Annotated in this window: 17 protein-coding genes; 5 read left to right on the forward strand and 12 right to left on the reverse strand. The window is 62.4% G+C overall.

The genetic code is table 11. The features are described 5' to 3' along the window. The first annotated feature begins 54 nt into the window (after positions 1 to 54). Positions 55 to 627, forward strand: a complete 573-nt coding sequence (locus VUN82_21190) for a molybdenum cofactor biosysynthesis protein (protein ID XAS74761.1) — start codon at positions 55 to 57, stop codon at positions 625 to 627. A gap of 2 nt (positions 628 to 629) precedes the next feature. Here the strand turns inward: VUN82_21190 and VUN82_21195 are convergent, their stop codons facing one another. From VUN82_21195 to VUN82_21215, 5 genes are all read right to left on the reverse strand, one after another. Beyond that, positions 630 to 2,603, reverse strand: coding sequence for an ABC transporter ATP-binding protein (locus VUN82_21195; protein XAS71567.1), 1,974 nt, complete (start codon positions 2,601 to 2,603; stop codon positions 630 to 632). After that, on the reverse strand, positions 2,600 to 4,333 hold the full coding sequence (locus tag VUN82_21200) for an ABC transporter ATP-binding protein (GenBank protein XAS71568.1): 1,734 nt from the start codon (positions 4,331 to 4,333) through the stop codon (positions 2,600 to 2,602). Before VUN82_21200 ends, VUN82_21195 begins: the two co-directional genes overlap by 4 nt. A 72-nt stretch (positions 4,334 to 4,405) precedes the next feature. Continuing rightward, positions 4,406 to 5,308 carry a helix-turn-helix transcriptional regulator gene (locus VUN82_21205; protein XAS71569.1) on the reverse strand — a complete coding sequence of 301 codons (903 nt, stop codon included), beginning with the start codon at positions 5,306 to 5,308 and terminating at the stop codon, positions 4,406 to 4,408. Positions 5,309 to 5,414: 106 nt separating this feature from the next. Continuing rightward, positions 5,415 to 6,119 (reverse strand): AAA family ATPase, encoded by a 705-nt coding sequence (locus VUN82_21210; GenBank protein XAS71570.1) that lies wholly within the window; start codon positions 6,117 to 6,119, stop codon positions 5,415 to 5,417. A gap of 9 nt (positions 6,120 to 6,128) precedes the next feature. Further along, positions 6,129 to 6,806 carry an NAD(P)H-dependent oxidoreductase gene (locus VUN82_21215; protein XAS71571.1) on the reverse strand — a complete coding sequence of 226 codons (678 nt, stop codon included), beginning with the start codon at positions 6,804 to 6,806 and terminating at the stop codon, positions 6,129 to 6,131. A 166-nt stretch (positions 6,807 to 6,972) separates the two neighbouring features. On the opposite strand from VUN82_21215, the gene VUN82_21220 reads away from it, so the two are divergent. The 3 genes from VUN82_21220 to VUN82_21230 all read left to right on the forward strand — a co-directional run bounded on the left by VUN82_21220 (position 6,973) and on the right by VUN82_21230 (position 8,853). Continuing rightward, a complete protein-coding gene (locus VUN82_21220) occupies positions 6,973 to 7,605 on the forward strand; it encodes an HAD-IB family hydrolase (GenBank protein XAS71572.1) in 633 nt (210 codons plus the stop codon). Between the two features lie 78 nt (positions 7,606 to 7,683). Beyond that, complete coding sequence (locus VUN82_21225) at positions 7,684 to 8,091, forward strand: helix-turn-helix domain-containing protein (protein XAS71573.1); 408 nt, start codon at positions 7,684 to 7,686, stop codon at positions 8,089 to 8,091. Between the two features lie 15 nt (positions 8,092 to 8,106). Then, positions 8,107 to 8,853 carry an alpha/beta fold hydrolase gene (locus VUN82_21230; GenBank protein ID XAS71574.1) on the forward strand — a complete coding sequence of 249 codons (747 nt, stop codon included), beginning with the start codon at positions 8,107 to 8,109 and terminating at the stop codon, positions 8,851 to 8,853. 92 nt (positions 8,854 to 8,945) lie between these two features. Here the strand turns inward: VUN82_21230 and VUN82_21235 are convergent, their stop codons facing one another. From VUN82_21235 to VUN82_21250, 4 genes are all read right to left on the reverse strand, one after another. After that, the gene (locus VUN82_21235; GenBank protein XAS71575.1) at positions 8,946 to 9,557 is read right to left on the reverse strand and encodes a flavodoxin family protein; all 612 of its coding nucleotides are present in this window, start codon (positions 9,555 to 9,557) and stop codon (positions 8,946 to 8,948) included. Positions 9,558 to 9,596: 39 nt separating this feature from the next. Next, positions 9,597 to 9,842, reverse strand: a complete 246-nt coding sequence (locus VUN82_21240; protein XAS71576.1) for an acyl carrier protein — start codon at positions 9,840 to 9,842, stop codon at positions 9,597 to 9,599. Between the two features lie 89 nt (positions 9,843 to 9,931). Further along, positions 9,932 to 10,906 carry a beta-ketoacyl-ACP synthase III gene (locus VUN82_21245; protein ID XAS71577.1) on the reverse strand — a complete coding sequence of 325 codons (975 nt, stop codon included), beginning with the start codon at positions 10,904 to 10,906 and terminating at the stop codon, positions 9,932 to 9,934. Further along, positions 10,903 to 11,955 (reverse strand): AvrD family protein, encoded by a 1,053-nt coding sequence (locus tag VUN82_21250; protein ID XAS71578.1) that lies wholly within the window; start codon positions 11,953 to 11,955, stop codon positions 10,903 to 10,905. Before VUN82_21250 ends, VUN82_21245 begins: the two co-directional genes overlap by 4 nt. A 180-nt stretch (positions 11,956 to 12,135) precedes the next feature. Between VUN82_21250 and VUN82_21255 the strand changes: the two genes are divergently transcribed. Beyond that, the gene (locus VUN82_21255) at positions 12,136 to 12,972 is read left to right on the forward strand and encodes an alpha/beta hydrolase (protein XAS71579.1); all 837 of its coding nucleotides are present in this window, start codon (positions 12,136 to 12,138) and stop codon (positions 12,970 to 12,972) included. Positions 12,973 to 12,977: 5 nt separating this feature from the next. On the opposite strand, the gene VUN82_21260 is transcribed toward VUN82_21255, so the two are convergent. The 3 genes from VUN82_21260 to VUN82_21270 all read right to left on the reverse strand — a co-directional run bounded on the left by VUN82_21260 (position 12,978) and on the right by VUN82_21270 (position 15,605). Next, positions 12,978 to 14,522: a CYTH and CHAD domain-containing protein gene (locus VUN82_21260; GenBank protein XAS71580.1), complete on the reverse strand. Its 1,545-nt coding sequence runs from the start codon at positions 14,520 to 14,522 to the stop codon at positions 12,978 to 12,980. Positions 14,523 to 14,617: 95 nt separating this feature from the next. Further along, positions 14,618 to 15,103, reverse strand: coding sequence for an SRPBCC family protein (locus VUN82_21265; GenBank protein XAS71581.1), 486 nt, complete (start codon positions 15,101 to 15,103; stop codon positions 14,618 to 14,620). A 130-nt stretch (positions 15,104 to 15,233) separates the two neighbouring features. Continuing rightward, the gene (locus VUN82_21270; GenBank protein ID XAS71582.1) at positions 15,234 to 15,605 is read right to left on the reverse strand and encodes a hypothetical protein; all 372 of its coding nucleotides are present in this window, start codon (positions 15,603 to 15,605) and stop codon (positions 15,234 to 15,236) included. Positions 15,606 to 15,710 lie beyond the last annotated feature (105 nt).

Raw genomic sequence — 15,710 nt, forward strand, 5'->3', positions numbered from 1 at the left:
CCTCTCGCACACAGGGCGCTGCCGTTCGAAGCGTCGAGGCGCTAGCGTTGAATGATGACCCCTGAGTACAGGTACGACGTCGAGGTGCTGCATCTCTTGGTATCGCCGGCGCACGCCTATTTTGGCCGCGCCCGCGAAGGTGCTGCGGATGTCCCGACGACGGACGCTGAGCAGGCCGAGCTTGTGACGGGCAAGGGCATTGTGGGTGACAGGTTCTTCGGCAAGGCCGCCCACATGGACGCCGCAGTGACCGTGTTCGCGGTGGAAGCGCTGGAGTCAATCGCCTCCGAACTGGACGTCGGGCCCTTCGACCCGTTGGTGACCCGGCGAAACGTGGTGCTTCGCGGGGCCGAACTGGCCCCCTTGCTGGGGCATGAGTTCACTCTGGAGTCCGACGGCGATTCCGTGCGGCTGAAGGCAGGGAGGCCAGCACACCCTTGCGCTTGGATGGACCAGATGCTGGCACCGGGGGCACACAAGGCGATGCGCGGCAGGGGCGGCGTGCGTTGCCAGGTGATCTCCGGAGGACTGCTCCACAGAGGTCCGGCTGTATTGGTGAGTCCTGTGCCCTTGGATCCAGCCAGGGCCGGCGAGGCAACGGTGCTGCGGCCCTCCCGGCTTCCCTAAGCTCACACCTCTTCAGCCGCTGGCGCCGCGAACTGCGCCTCGTAGAGCCGTGAGTACGCCCCGCCCGCAGCAAGCAGCTCAGCATGGGTCCCCTGTTCCACGATCTGCCCCGATTCCATCACCAGGATGAGATCGGCGTCGCGAATGGTGGAGAGCCGGTGCGCGATGACGAAGCTGGTCCGGTCGGAGCGCAGTGCGTTCATGGCTTTCTGCACCAGAACCTCGGTACGCGTATCCACCGAGCTCGTGGCTTCATCGAGGATCAGGACCGATGGACGGGACAAGAAGGCGCGGGCAATGGTGAGCAGCTGCTTCTCGCCGGCGGAGACGTTGCCGCCTTCGTCGTCGAGCACTGTGTCGTAGCCCTCGGGAAGAGAACGGACGAACCGGTCCACGTAGGTGGCCTGGGCAGCTTCAAGGATCTCGGGCTCAGATGCAGTGGGCCGACCATAGGCGATGTTGTCGCGGATAGTCCCGCCGAAGAGCCACGTATCCTGCAGGACCATGCCCATCCGCGAGCGCAGTTCCTGCCGTGACATGGAGGCGATGTCCACGCCGTCGAGAGTTATGCGTCCGGCGTCCAGTTCGTAGAAGCGCATCATGAGGTTCACCAGCGTTGTCTTGCCGGCACCTGTTGGTCCAACGATGGCGATGCTCTGACCTGGTTCGGCCACCAGGCTGAGGTCCGTGATGAGTGGCTTGTCGGGCAGGTACCGGAAGGACACATTCTCGAACACGAGCCGCCCACGCGATGGACCGGACCGCGGAACAGGAGCAGGTTCCGGGGATTCTTCTTCCTCATCCAGCAGGTCGAACACCCGTTCCGCCGAGGCAACGCCCGATTGGAGCATGTTGGCCATGGATCCCAGTTGGGCCAACGGCATGGTGAATTGCCGTGAGTATTGAATGAAGGCCTGCACGTCACCCAACTGCATTGCACCAGAGGCCACTTGCAGACCGCCCACTACGGCGATGCCCACGTACACCAGGTTTCCGATGAACGTCATGGCCGGCATGATCAGCCCGCTCACGAATTGTGCCCCGAAGCTTGCCTGGTACAGCTCGCTGTTCTTGGCGCGGAACTTCGCTTGGACTTCGTTTTGGCGGCCGAACACCTTCACGAGTGCGTGACCGGTGTACGTTTCCTCAATCTGCCCGTTGAGCTCGCCGGTGTTTTTCCATTGTGCGACGAACAGTTTCTGCGAGCGCTTGGCAATCACCACCGTGGTCCCCAGGGTAAGCGGGATGGTCACCAACGCAATGATGGCGAGCAGCGGCGAGAGCAGGAACATCATCACCAGCACGCCCAGTACGGTCAGCAGCGAGGACACCACCTGGCTGATGGATTGCTGCAGGCTTTGAGAGATGTTGTCGACGTCGTTGGTTACGCGGCTGAGCAGCTCACCACGCTGGATGGAGTCGAAATACCGCAGGGGAAGCCGATGGATTTTCGCTTCGATCCGCTCGCGGAGTCTGTACACGGTCCGCTGCACGACGCCGTTGAGCACGTACGCCTGCATCCAACCGAACGCTGAGGCCAGAACGTACAGCGCCAGCACCCAGAGCAGCACGGATGACAGCGCACCGAAGTCGATTCCGATGCCGGGTGTCAGGTTCATGGCGTTCAGCATGTCGGCTTTGTTGTTCTCGCCGGAGGCGCGCAGGCCCGCGATCACTTGGGCTTTGGAAACCCCTGCTGGCAGTTGTTTGGACACCACGCCGGCGAAGATGAGGTTGGTTCCTTCGCCCAGCAGCCTGGGCCCGATGACGGACAAGGTGACGCTGACCACAGCGAATACCAGGACCAGCGTCAGCCAGAACCGCTCAGGCCGCAAAGTGCCCAGCAGCCGCCGGGCCGAGGCACCAAAGTTGGAAGCTTTCTCCGCCGGAATGTTCATGCCACCGAACGGACCGCCACCTCGGGGCCCAATGGGTGGCCGCTGTGGCCCCCGTTGACCTGCTGTCATGGCGCTCATGCCGCCTCCTCCGCTGCCAGCTGGGAAGACACGATTTCCCTGTATGTTTCGGACGTCTCCAACAGCTCATCGTGGGTTCCCTGCCCAACGATCCTGCCGTCGTCGAGCACTAATATCTGGTCCGCGTCCGCGATGCTGGAGACGCGCTGGGCGATGATCACCAGCGTGGCGCCGTTGGTGTGGTGTTTGAGGGCCTGCCGGAGGCGGGCGTCCGTGGCGGTGTCCAGCGAGGAGAAGGAATCGTCGAAAATGTAGAGCTCCGGCTGTTTCACGAGTGCCCGGGCAATGGCCAGGCGTTGCCGTTGCCCGCCGGAAACGTTGGTGCCGCCCTGCGAGATGGGCGCATCCAGTCCACCTTCCATCTCTTCAACAAAGTCCCGCGCCTGGGCCACTGAAAGGGCCTGCCACAGTTCGTCGTCGCTGGCGTCGGGTTTGCCGTATTGAAGGTTGCTGCGGACGGTGCCTGAGAACAGATATGGCCGTTGTGGCACCAGGCCGATATGCCCCCACAGCAGGTCCGGATGCAGGTCGCGGATGTCCACGCCGTCCATCCGGACTGCTCCCGCAGTGGCGTCGAACAGCCGCGGCATCAGGTTCACCAACGTGGTCTTCCCGGCGCCAGTGCTGCCAATGATTGCCGTGGTCTGGCCGGCCATGGCTGTGAAGGTGACGCCGCTGAGGACTGGCTGTTCGGCACCCGGGTAGGCGAATCCGACGTCGCGCATTTCCAGTTCGCCACGGCGGATACCGCCAGTAACAGGGTTCGACGGCGGCTGGACACTTGAGGCGGTCTCCAGCACCTGCCCGATCCTGTCCGCAGAAACGGACGCGCGCGGGATCATCACGGCCATGAAAGTGGCCATCATGACGGACATGAGGATCTGCATGAGGTAGCTGAGGAAGGCGATCAGCGTGCCTACCTGCATGGAGCCGTCCTCGATCCGGAACGAGCCGAACCAGATCACCGCCACACTGGAAATGTTCATCACCAACATGACCACCGGGAACATGAGCGCCATCAAACGGCCGGCCCGCAGCGCGACGTCAGTGACGTCTTCGTTCGCCTTGCCAAACCGGGAGGTCTCCATGTCTTCCCGCACGAAAGCGCGGACCACCCGGATGCCGGTGAGTTGCTCGCGGAGAACGCGGTTGACGGCGTCGATCCGAACCTGCATTTTGCGGAACAGCGGCACCATCCGGGTCACGATCAACCCGACGGCCACCAGCAATACAGGCACGCAGACCGCGATCAGCCAGGACAGCTGGGCGTCCTGCCGCACGGCCATGATCACGCCGCCAATGCTCAGCATGGGCGCGGCAACCATAAGCGTGCAGGACATGAGGACCAGTTGCTGAACCTGCTGGACATCGTTGGTGGACCGCGTGATCAAGGACGGCGCCCCGAACTTGGTGACTTCCTGCTCCGAGAACTCCCCCACCCTTGCAAAGACGGCGTCCCGCAGGTCGCGGCCCATTCCCATGGCTGCCTTCGCGCCGAAGTACACGGCCACCACCGCACACGCAATCTGCAACAGCGTGATCAGCAGCATGAGGCCACCCATGCGCAGGATGTAATCGGTATCGCCGGTAGCGACGCCGTTATCGATGATGTCGGCGTTGAGCGTAGGCAGATAAAGGGACGCGATGGACTGCGCCAATTGAAAAACGACGACGGCAATCAGCAACCGCTGGTGCGGCTTCAGGAACCGAACGAGAACCTTCCAAAGCATGGGGACTCCGAACCAACGTAGTGAACCGAAGGCTAGTTTACGTCTGGTTGCTGTGGGCAACTAGAGGGATTCTCAGACCACTGCTTTCCTGTTCAAACCTTGCAGGGCAGCCTGCGTTCCGGTTCCGCTTTTGGGTAGGTAAGTGAAAAGACGGAGGGCCCGGAACTGCGGGACACCCAGCACCATGGGAGCGAAGCTGAGGCGGCCTACCTCGGGGTGATCATAAACAACATCCACGTGGTACGAATCGCCAACCACTTGCCGCTGCCATAATTCCCGGAAGGCTTCCGAAACCTGGCATAGACCGCGTGCCATGGCATCGAAACGGTGATCGTCCGGGAAGTTGGCTGATTGCGCACGGAACTGCGCCACCATGGAGCGGGCCATCATCTCCTTATGCACGTGGGGCCTGGCGAGCTCCGGATCCGTGAAGAAGCGTTGGAGGCAGCTTTCACCCACACGGGTATCGAAAGTTTCTGCGGCCGCGGAATTCATGGCCACTACGGTCCAGAAAGGGTCAGCGATGTAGCTGGGATTCGCCATGGCATCCACCAGCTGCTGCAGCAGAGCGAGCTGGACGTCGTCGACGTCGAAGTTGTGACCGGCGGCCTGTCCCAAAGTCTGACCGCCAGCCGTGCTGACCGTATTGCCGGACGGACCCGAACGGCGCCCGGATGCAAGCCGCCGGACATAGGTCCGGTCCTCAGGGCTAAGCCGCAGTGCGTTCGAAATGGCATCGAGGATTTCCTCCGAGGCGCCAATGGCCCGCCCCTGTTCCAGCCACGTGTACCAGGAGACCCCAACATTGGCCAGGACGGCCACCTCTTCGCGCCTCAGTCCGGGAGTCCGGCGTCGTGGGCTGACTGGTAACCCGACATCCTGCGGACGGGTCTGCTCGCGGCGGGTGCGGAAGAACTCGCCAAGGCGGGCGTGGTTGGAGCGGGCTTGATGTGAAACAGGCTGGTCGGTAGGCAATGGGGTCTCCAGTAAAAAGACGAGCGTCCGGCCACCCGCTGGGCAGCTACGGCACAGCGGGTGGCCGGACGAACCGGTGAGCAGGATCCAAACAGATGTTTCCTGGTTACTGCAGGACCCGCTCCCGTTCGGAGCGCACGTCCAGCTGCGCGTATTCCTCGGCTGCCAGGCGTGTGGCGTCCTGGGGACTCATGCGCGGCTCAAGGTTGAGCAGGGAAGCAATCCGGACCAGACGCTCCTCCACGGAACCTGACACAACATGGAAGGCGATGCCCAACTCGTCCATGGTGTACTGCAGGATCTCATCGGACATGTTCCGGAATTGATCGTTGACCGGGCGGTGTCCATCAGCAGAGAGCGGGAGCTCGTTCTTCAGGTGCACGAACACATCGAAGGAGTTCTTGACGTGCCTCTTGAAGCTGTTGCCCAGGCTGGTCATCACCTCTTCGAAGAAGGCGAGTTCCGGAGTCTTCTCCACGCTCTCCCCCGCCGCCAGATGTGCTGAGGCGCTGGGGTTCAGCCCGAGGGAAACCCGCACGGACCCGTAGATCCATTCCTGCAGCGATGAACCGTCGGAGATGAAACCGGCCGAGAGCTTGTCCTCATACACGGCACGCTCCACGTGACGGGTCACGATCATCTGGATGAGCTCCGCCGCAGTGCATTCCTCGAGGGTCTTGCCAGGGGCGGCCTCGGGCAGGATCTCCCGCATGGTCCTGGCTTTGGTGCGGGGCAACCCGGTGTAGTGGGACAAGGCCATGGACGTAAACGTCTTGCCCGAGGAATAGGTACCCGAAATGCCGATGCGCACAGGGAGCTCCTAGTCGTTGACGAGCTGGAGGGTACCCGCGGCGCTGAGCTTGCCGGCGAACTCGATTGCGGCGTCGCTCAGGTCCGCTTCTGCAACCTTGCGGGTGCCATCGACGTCGCCGTTCAGGACAGTGGGAGCGAAGCGGACGTGGGTTGCGTCCTCGATGCCCACAAAGTTCAGCCAGTCAGCGAAGAAGGTGCTGCTGAAGTCGGAGCCGAAAGCGGCCGGAACACCCGGGGCGTAGACACCGCTGGTGTGGATCGCAAGGGCTTGCTTGCCTTCCATGAGGCCGCGGTAGCCCTGCTCCGGGTCAAAGCCGAAGCTCCAGCCGGGCTGGGTGATGATGTCGATCCACTGCTTCAGCACGTAGGGGACGCCCGAGTTCCACATGGGGATGTTGAAGACGTATGCGTCGGCTGCAGCGAACTGATCGAACACAGCGCGGGCGGATTCCCAAGCGGCAACCTGCTCCGGCGTCTGGTCCTGTCCGGTGAAGACAGCCATCTTGGCGGCAGCCGCGATTCGACCGAAAACAGGCAACGCGCCGTCGTCGAACAAGTTCAGGGTCTCCAGCTCAAAGCTCTCCGGACCGGCAGCCTGGACGGAGTCGATGAAGTGCCGGGCCAACCGCAGGGAGTCGCTGTTGGCGTAGCGCGGAGAGGCGTTGATGTGGAGGATGGTAGGCATTGGCTTCCTTTCGAGGCTTTGCTGCGGGGACGCTTTGTGCCCCGTATTCGATCCTCACGGACATCGCATCAGCGCGTAAGAACGCACTTTTTTGTGCCTAGGGCACCTCAAAGTGCCCTCCCCTGGAAGGCTTCCACTTGCCGGAGCGGTACCTAGGATTCTTCCTGTGGAAGAATCCGGAAACAGCTTGCAGGCCGCCTACACCGACATCGACGGCACCGTCACCGCCTACAACACCATCTTCGAGTTCCTCCGCTTCGATGCCGGCAACTCCCGCAAAGCCGAGGCGGAGCACTTCCTTGGGGGCCTGAGGACAGCAGCCAGGAACGGCGTACCAAGATCCGTGACGAACGCCCGATACTTCAGCTGGTGGCGGGGCCGCAGCGTGAGCGAAGTCCAGGAACTCGGCGAGCGCTGGGCAGATTTCCAGGCCGCGTCGCCGGACGGCTGGTCCTTCCTGGAACCCGTGGCCTCCCTCCTGGACAAACACACCGCGGAGGGACGGCGCATTGTGGCCGTCACGGCGTCGTTCGAGCCTGCTTTGGTACGTGTTCGACGGCGGTGGCCCCACCTCGAGCTGCTGTGCACGTTCCCTACTGCCGCGAATGGCATCTATACCGGCGAAATCAAGGAAGCCCTGGTAGCCGACGCCAAAGCGCGGGCCGTAGCAGCGCACGCCGCCGAGTTCTCGGTGGACCTCTCAGGCAGCTTCGCCTACGGGGACCACAGTTCGGATCTTCCTTTCATGGCATTGGCCGGAGAATCGCTACTGGTCACGCCAGAGGCAGTTAAGGTTTGAGTCACTGTTTCCCCACCTGTAACAACCCCCAAGTAAGCTGTGGCAAGCAGTCCATTTGATGAGGAAAGTATTGGGGAAATGACTCTCACGGCTGAACAGAAACGCATGAAGGCCCAGAAGCACTACAACGCTTCCCTGGATCTCTGCCCGGCACGCCAACTGCTTGAGGCCATCAGCAGCAAGTGGGTCACTTTGGTGATGCTCGCACTGGAGGACGGGCAGCAGCGGCACAGCGACCTCCGCAAACGGATACCCGGCGCAAGCCAGAAAATGTTGACCTCCACGCTCCGCTCGCTTGAACGGGACGGGCTGGTCCTAAGGCATGTGACCGTCTCCGTGCCCGTGCGAACTGACTACGAGCTCACTCCGCGCGGACATTCGCTCCTGCGGATCATCTTCGAGATGAAGGAGTGGGCCGAGGAACACATGGACGACGTCGCCGCTTCCCGCATGGAACACGACCGCCACCGGCTCGCTTTCAACTAGCGCCAGGACCCCGGCATGCACCTGTTTTGCCTGCACCACGCCGGCGGAACCACAGCGAGTTTTGCGGGCTGGCGTTTTGACGGCATGCACGTCACCAAGCTCGCATACCGCGGCAAGAATTTCCGTTCGATTGGCGGCGCCGCGGCCGCTATGGCCGAACGAATCGCAGGCTCGCAGTCAGGGCAGTTGGCACTCTATGGCCACAGCATGGGGGCGGTGCTCGCCTTCGAGGCCGCCCTTCGGCTTCAGGGCACCGGGCGGGTGGTGCACGTGTTCCTCGCAGCCGCCCGGCCGCCGTCGGGAATGTACGACGCCGGTGCTGCCGCGGCAGCCGCGTCCGGCGCCCGGTCCGGGACAGCACAGTCCGGGACTTCGCCGTCCGGACTGGCACGGTCCGTGGCAGCCCTGCCCGGGGCTTCGCCATCCGTGGCGGCCCTGGCCGAGCTCGTGCTCAGCACGACCGCCCTGTCCGAGCGGGCCCGGGAAGTACTGCTTGAGGATCTGGCATTGTTGGAGAGCTATCCCGGCAGGCTGCCCGCCCGCCAATTGGAGGTGCCGGCCACGGTCCTCTACAGCTCTGATGACCCTGTGGTTACGGCTTCAGAGTCACTGCGCTGGGCGGACTGGTGCGCGCAGAAGCCACGATTGATCGAGGTCGTGGGCGGTGGCCATCTGTTCCATGTAGGCAACGCGAAGGTCAGGGCGATCGTGGCAACCACCCTGTCCGCCGAGGCCACTCATGACACGCATGCCCCCTTATGACACGCAAACTATTCGGCGCCAGGGAAAAAGCCTGGCGACGCCCGGATATGGGCGTCGCCAGGCTTTTTCCGCGGCCCTGAAACTAGAAGGACCTAAGCTCCCGCGCTCACGAGTTGGCGGTCAAGAGCGGTCTTGCCGGCGGCGAAGATAGCGGCCATCTCCGCAACCCGCCGCCCCAGGTGCTCTGCGGTAGCGACGTCTGCAGGGTGAACGCCTTCCACGCCGACGTCCGAGAATGTCTGGGCGGCGGCACCGTTGAAGTAGCCAAAGCGGTTGAGATCGTTTTCGCTGCCTTTGGTGCTCTTCCATCCCGGGAGCAGGCCCAGGTTGATCCAGTTCATACCGTGCTGGGCTGCGAAAGTGGAGAAGTAGTCCAGGGTGGAATTCTTGTCACCGGCCTTGCAGGCGGCATTGGTAAAGCCGGCACCCAGCTTGTTGTGCCATTTCTGCACGGCCCAGCGGCCTGCGGTCTTCTCGGCGAACGCATGGAAGGCCGATGGTGCGGTGCCCATGTAGGTGGGGGCGCCGAAAATGATGGCGTCTGCCTGGTCGATGAAGTCCCAGGATTCCTGGGTCAGCTCATCCACGCGCAGGAGGGCCGTTGTGGCTCCGGTGGCGGCGGCAGCGGAAACCACTGCGTCTGCCAGCACCTTGGTGTGGCCCGAGCCTGAATAATAAACAACTGCAATCGCCGGAGTGGCCATGGGTGTCCTTACTGTTTGCGTCTTCTTGTGGTGGTGTGGCTAGATGGCGGGCTGCATGGCCAGCTTTGCCGTGACCATGCTGGCTGCGGCGCGGGCGCTGCCTGCCTCGGTGAGCTCGAATTCATCCACGCGAACACCGAATTTGTTGCTAAGGATCACGGCGGCTTCAACAAGTGACAGTGAATCGATGTCAAGGTCGGCGAACGAGTCGTCCGGTCCCATGTGGCCGAGCTCGTCCATGGTGGACCCGATCGCCCCTACGACGTCCATAGCTGTAATTTCCATTTGTTTCCCCCTTTTACAGGTGGCCCGGGTTAGCCGGCGCCACAGTGGTCCTGCATGGCACCCCGGCCTGCAGGAATCGGTGTCCGGCCCTAGTGCGGGTCGACAACCGAGATCGATGGCCAGGTCATGGCAATGGCTCCCCAGGTGGTTCCTCCGCCAAAGGCAGTCAGGACCACCTTGTCCCCGGGGCTCCTGTGGCCTTTGGTTCCGGCGTCAGTCATGGCCAACGGGATGGAAGCGGCTGAGGTATTCCCCACCCTGTCCAGGTGGACCTCGGCCCTGGATTCCGGAATGCCGGTCACCGAAGCAACGGCGTTCAGAATCCGAAGGTTCGCCTGGTGTGCAATCAAGGAATCCACGTCGTCGGCAACCCAGCCAGCGCTTGCGAGCACTGTTTCCACGGAACCGGACATCGCCGCGACTGCCTGCGTGAACACTTCCTTGCCCTGCATCTCAAAAAATGAACCGGGACCTTCCGGCACGTGGATGAGTGTTTCGCCCTCGCCGTCGGAGTGCAGCGTTGACGCCTTGATGGCCCCTGGTTCGTCTGCCGTTCCGGCAGACAGGTAGGCTGCACCCGCTCCGTCCCCGAAGATCACCGAGGTGGTCCGGTCCGTGGGATCGAGCAGGCGGGTGAAGGTGTCCGCGCCGATTACCAGTGCCGAGTCCACGGATCCCGAGCGGATGGCCCACGTGGCGGTGGTCAAGGCATAGACAAATCCGGAGCAAACCGCGGACACATCGAATGCAGCGATGCCCTTCAACCCCAGGTTCGCCGCCACCTTGGGTGCAGTGGCCGGGCAGACCTTGTCCGGCGTCGAGGTTGCCACAATCAAGAGCCCAGCCGAATCGACGCCGGCACTGGCCAAGGCGCGCCGCCCGGCCGTGGTGGCCAGGACGCTGGTGCTTTCCGTTTCGTCAGAGTGGCGGCGTTCGGCGATGCCTGTCCTGCGCCTGATCCATTCGTCGGAGGTGTCCATGACAGCAGAAAGGTGTTCGTTGGTGACCACCTTCCTGGGCAGTGCGCCACCCAGTCCCCGGACAACGGCGGACGCCGCACTCATTTTTCATCCCCCACGGAAGCACTCACTGCCGCAACCTTGGACGGCAGTTGGTGGGCAACGCTGCAAACTACTTGGCCGCCGTCGAACGTTCCTACGACGTCAGCGCAGCGCCACCATCCGCCGTCCTTTTCGATCAACCGGCTCTTCTGCAGGCGCACCGCAAGGCCGGTCCCCTGCCCGCCCCCATTCTTCGGGCAGGGGCCGCTGAGTGTGATGCGGGTTTTGCGCATCCACAAGGTGTTGCTGTCCGCGCGGTTCATGGAATCGAGCCGGTACAGGAGAACCTGTCCCAGCTGCAGCGAGGCAACAAAGTACTCGACGGCGGACAGCGCCTGCGGGTAGGCGGCCTCCAGCCCGCGGTGGTCATCGAGGCGTCGGCTCAGTGAGGGCTGCTGGCGGAATGAGAGCTGCGCGCAGGCCGTTCCTTCACCGGCATCTCCTTCATTCGGATCCAGGACGACATCCAGCAACGAAACCTGCCGTTCTGCCCACAGCCCACCGTAGAGACGCGTGCCGGCGTCACCCACCAAAGCTTCCTCGGACGGCGATTGGACTGAAGCGAGCCCGAGTTCGGCGTGCTCATGGGCCACTTCCAATACCGCGGTCATGGACGCAACAGAGCAGCGAAGGACCGAAGCGTTTCCCAGGTCCTGCAGCGTCGCCCGGCATTCGAGATCGCCCAGCGTACCTTCCACAGGTTCACTGCCACCCGAGATGGTCACCGACGCCAGGTAGGCGGCAGGTAACAGTTCAGGTGAATAGCGGCTGGCCAGCAAGGCCTCTGCCATCCTGGCAGCCAAAACAAGGACATCCGTGGTGCCAAGGTGCGGTGTTTGCTCGGAGTTCCCCTTGATGGACCACGTACCTTCAACGCCGAGAGCGGCACGGGCCGTGAGCGTGGATTCGGAGACCGTATGGTTCACGCGGAGTTCCCGGAGCCTTGGATTGGTGGTCTTGTAGCCGTGGCTGAAGAACCGACGGCGGCCATCGCCCAGGAGTTCATCGATGGAGGCGTAACTCCGGGTGATGGAGCGTAGGGCAAGTGGCATGGGTATTCCTAGGATCGTCATCGGCGGTGATCCTAGAATCCATCGCGCAGCCCTCGGCAACCAGTGTCCGTGGATGGTGGTGGTGGGAACACCACCCTCACCGCTGTGGGCGTGTCTCTGTATGTCTGGACAGTAGGCTGGACCTGTTCCACCCAGAACCGCTAAGAAGGGACTTCAGTTTTGGCTTACATCACCGTCGGAAACGAAAACAGCACCGAGATTGAGCTTTATTATGAGGACCACGGGACGGGCCAGCCAGTGGTCCTTATCCACGGGTATCCGCTGGACGGTTCATCCTGGGAGAAGCAAACTGCTGCCCTCCTGGACGCCGGCTACCGCGTCATTACCTACGACCGCCGAGGCTTCGGCAAGTCCAGCAAACCCACGGTGGGCTATGACTACGACACCTTCGCCGCAGACCTGAAGACCCTTCTGGAATCCCTGGACCTGAACGATGCCGTGCTGGTTGGCTTCTCCATGGGAACGGGAGAGGTTGCACGCTACATCAGCACCTACGGTTCGTCCCGGGTGGCGAAGGCCGTCTTCCTCGGTTCCCTGGAGCCCTTCATGCTGAAGACCGACGACAACCCGGACGGCGTTCCGCAGGACGTCTTCAGTGGGTTGTATGAGGCTGCCAAGGCCGACCGCTACGCCTTCTTTACCGAGTTCTTCAAGAACTTCTACAACACCGAAACCTTCCTGGGGACAGAGCGCCTCAGCCAGGAATCCCTGGACGCCAGCTGGAACCTTGCCAGCCAATCGGGTGCCTTTGCTTCCGCAGCCGCGCAGCCCACCTGGCTGACGGACTTCCGTGCAGACATCCCCAAGATCGATGTTCCCGCTTTGATCGTTCACGGCACCGCGGACAACATCCTCCCCATCGACGTCACGGCGCGCCGCTTCAAGAATGCACTGCCCAGCGCCGAGTATCAGGAGATCGAGGGCGCACCCCACGGTCTGTTGTGGACGCACGGCGCCGAGGTCAACGAAGCCCTTCTGACCTTCCTCAAGAAGTAGCACCTCTACTTTTTGAGGCGGAGCTTCCGGGCTTTCTTGCCGCTGCGTAGATACTGCTGCTGCGCGGCGTCGGCCTTCGCTCGTTCTGCGGCATGGAGCAGGCCGTAAGTGAAGGCGCTGTTACCGGCACCGGACACGGACCCCAGCTTCAAAAGCTCGGCACGGGCCATGGCGCTGTCCTGATGTTCACCCAAAATGGTCTGGACATCATGGGCAGCGTCCGCGAGCTTTGCGGCCCGCTTCCCGTGGACACTTTCAGCGGTGGCCGCAGCGAAGCGCAGCTTCTTGGCCGTCTTGCGCACATTGTGAAACGCCGTGTCACGTGAAGGCCCGACGGCGGCACCCACCGCTGCGTCGTGGCGCTTGGCGAGGCGTTTGGCCGTTTTGTTGACGAGTTTCGCTGTGGTCTTGCGTGCAGGCCCGGTTCCTTTCGGCGCAATGGCAGGAGAGTCCAGGAAGGCTTCGAGCCCATCCAGAAGCCTGAAATAGCGGGGGCTGTTGAGCCGGGTCCTGATGGCTCCCATCGCTGTATCCGCCCGAACTTTCATGCGCTCATCCAGCTCGGCGTGAAGCGGGCCCAAAACCAGCTTCATTGGCAGCTCCTCCGCATCCTTTCGGAGCCGCTCATGGAGGACCTCCACGTCCCGGTAGCGTCCAAGCGTCTTGGCCAACGATTTCAGCTCGAGCTCAAGTTCCTGAACCGGGGAACCCTTGAAAAGCTTTCGGTAACTGTGGAGCACCGAGCGGATCCGTCGGGTCAAAGACCGCATCTCATGGACGGAATCGTCACGGTTCATTCGCACATGCGCGTCCTGCAGGAGCAACTTGGCCACCTGGGCGTCGAGGTAGTTCAGCACAGGCACAACGGCCGGACCCTTTCGGCTGGGGACCTCACGGCCGGTCCCCTTTGCTCGGGGCCAGGAGTCTCCCAGAGCTGTTGCCAGCTTGGACGTGCGTTCGCTGGGGCTCGCACCGACCTCAATGAGCTGGGCTGCGACGGCGTCCAGGATGTCATCGCCGTTGTTCGCGTGCCCACTACCGTTGAGTTCCACTTCCCATTCGCGCCACTGTTGTTCAGCGGGATGTTGTTCAGTGGGATCACCCAGTGAAACATGTGCCCGCACCCGGTCATCCACGAACTCCGCCACCCGTCCGCCGTCGTCCTGGTAGAGGGGGTAGCTGGTGCGCTCGGTATTGAGGGTGGCAACTGCAATGACCGCGTGTCCGCGCGTATAAGCAAGGACCCGATCCATCAATTCCACCGGCACGGTGTCTGTCTGGCCCAAAGGCGCGTGGATTTCGGTGCGACGTCCTGGGCTGTGGGGAAGCTTGAGGTGCCAGCCGGCGTCGGGACCACCTGTCCGCCGTCGCAGCGTGATTCCGCGGGCCGCAAGCGCGAGATCGTTGGTGTCGAAGTAGACCGCTTCCAGGCTATGGGTGGCTGGCTCTCCCACCCGGGCCACGCCGTCGATATCTCCAAGTGTGGGAAGCGGCGTGGACGGATCGACGTCGAACTTCCGTTCTTCCTCTACGTTGCTGGACGTGGCCATCACTTCTCCTTGCTGGAGCTTATTCTTCGTGGCACCCATGGAGGCCGGCCCGTTCGCTGGCCGACCTCCAGGGTAAGAGGCTTAACCGGAAGCCGTTAAACCAATGCTCCTCCCCCTTCGTCCACATCGCCACCGGTTACTGTGCCGCGCCAGGCTCCGGTTTCGTGCCCTTGGGCCTCGATGAACTTCTTAAACTTGTCCAGATCTGCGCCCACGCGCAAACTGTCCACTCCCACTGCCGAGCCGGCCTTTTCGGCGAGGGTGTCCGGCTCCCAGTCGATCTCCACGTTGACGCGGGTATGCCCGGCGTCGAGCGGTTCGAAAGTGACCGTTCCCGCATTACGCGGGCCGTCCACGCTCGCCCAGCTCACCAGGGAATCAGGCACCTGCTCGATGATCTGGGCGTCGTATTCGCGCTTCACGCCACCCACGTTCGTTGCAAAGTGGAGCGCGGTGTCATCGATCTGCTCCACGGATTCAACCCCGTTCATGAACTGGGGAAAAGTCTCGAACTGCGTCCACTGGTTGTAGGCAACGGACACAGGTACATCTACTTCGATTGTTTTATTGACGGTAGCCATGGGTTGTCGCTCCTTCAATGTTCTCTTCAGGTATGGACTGTTTTGAGTTGGATAATGCCGGCGGCGCGCCAGCCGGCTGGCTGCTTAACCGTTGGCGCGCCTGTCTTATGGGGCGCGCCGGGGTTACGGCCTAACCTGCGTCGAAATCCTCTTCGTCGTCGTCCTTGGGTGACTGGTCCCGTGGCAGATCATTGCCACTGCCATCGGCCAGTGAGTCAGCAGGCTGGTCCAGATTCTGCTCGGCCTGGGACTGTTCGTCGATGCCGCCAAAGCGGCCTGCCCCCGGTTCACCGGCGCTGTCCGAGTCCTCAGGATCCAGGTGGCTGAGATTTGGGGCGCCGGTTACGTATGTTTCGCCATCAGGGCTGTCCTCGCTCAAGCCGGCTTCGCTGAGATCCTCTTCCACGCGAGGCTGCGCTTGCGATCCCCCCGCTTCCTGCTCTGCTGTAGGGGTGCCGTAGCCCCCCGCTTCCTCTTCAGGCGTGGCGTTCTGCTTGTCCATGTGACCTGTCCTTTCCATGCGGTGGAACGTGTTAATGGAACACTTCGAACCTATAAGGACGGTTGGCGACGTGTCCATGCTTTGAAGAAATTAGTCAGCAAACTT

It is taken from the genome of Micrococcaceae bacterium Sec5.1, from assembly GCA_039636795.1.
Taxonomy (GTDB): Bacteria; Actinomycetota; Actinomycetes; order Actinomycetales; family Micrococcaceae; genus Arthrobacter.

Coding starts and splice junctions, on each gene's coding strand:
- VUN82_21190 (XAS74761.1), top strand. CDS start 55: ATGACCCCTGAGTACAGGTACGACGTCGAGGTGCTGCATCTCTTGGTA.
- VUN82_21195 (XAS71567.1), bottom strand. CDS start 2,603: ATGAGCGCCATGACAGCAGGTCAACGGGGGCCACAGCGGCCACCCATT.
- VUN82_21200 (XAS71568.1), bottom strand. CDS start 4,333: ATGCTTTGGAAGGTTCTCGTTCGGTTCCTGAAGCCGCACCAGCGGTTG.
- VUN82_21215 (XAS71571.1), bottom strand. CDS start 6,806: ATGCCTACCATCCTCCACATCAACGCCTCTCCGCGCTACGCCAACAGC.
- VUN82_21225 (XAS71573.1), top strand. CDS start 7,684: ATGACTCTCACGGCTGAACAGAAACGCATGAAGGCCCAGAAGCACTAC.
- VUN82_21230 (XAS71574.1), top strand. CDS start 8,107: ATGCACCTGTTTTGCCTGCACCACGCCGGCGGAACCACAGCGAGTTTT.
- VUN82_21235 (XAS71575.1), bottom strand. CDS start 9,557: ATGGCCACTCCGGCGATTGCAGTTGTTTATTATTCAGGCTCGGGCCAC.
- VUN82_21240 (XAS71576.1), bottom strand. CDS start 9,842: ATGGAAATTACAGCTATGGACGTCGTAGGGGCGATCGGGTCCACCATG.
- VUN82_21245 (XAS71577.1), bottom strand. CDS start 10,906: ATGAGTGCGGCGTCCGCCGTTGTCCGGGGACTGGGTGGCGCACTGCCC.
- VUN82_21250 (XAS71578.1), bottom strand. CDS start 11,955: ATGCCACTTGCCCTACGCTCCATCACCCGGAGTTACGCCTCCATCGAT.
- VUN82_21260 (XAS71580.1), bottom strand. CDS start 14,522: ATGGCCACGTCCAGCAACGTAGAGGAAGAACGGAAGTTCGACGTCGAT.
- VUN82_21265 (XAS71581.1), bottom strand. CDS start 15,103: ATGGCTACCGTCAATAAAACAATCGAAGTAGATGTACCTGTGTCCGTT.
- VUN82_21270 (XAS71582.1), bottom strand. CDS start 15,605: ATGGACAAGCAGAACGCCACGCCTGAAGAGGAAGCGGGGGGCTACGGC.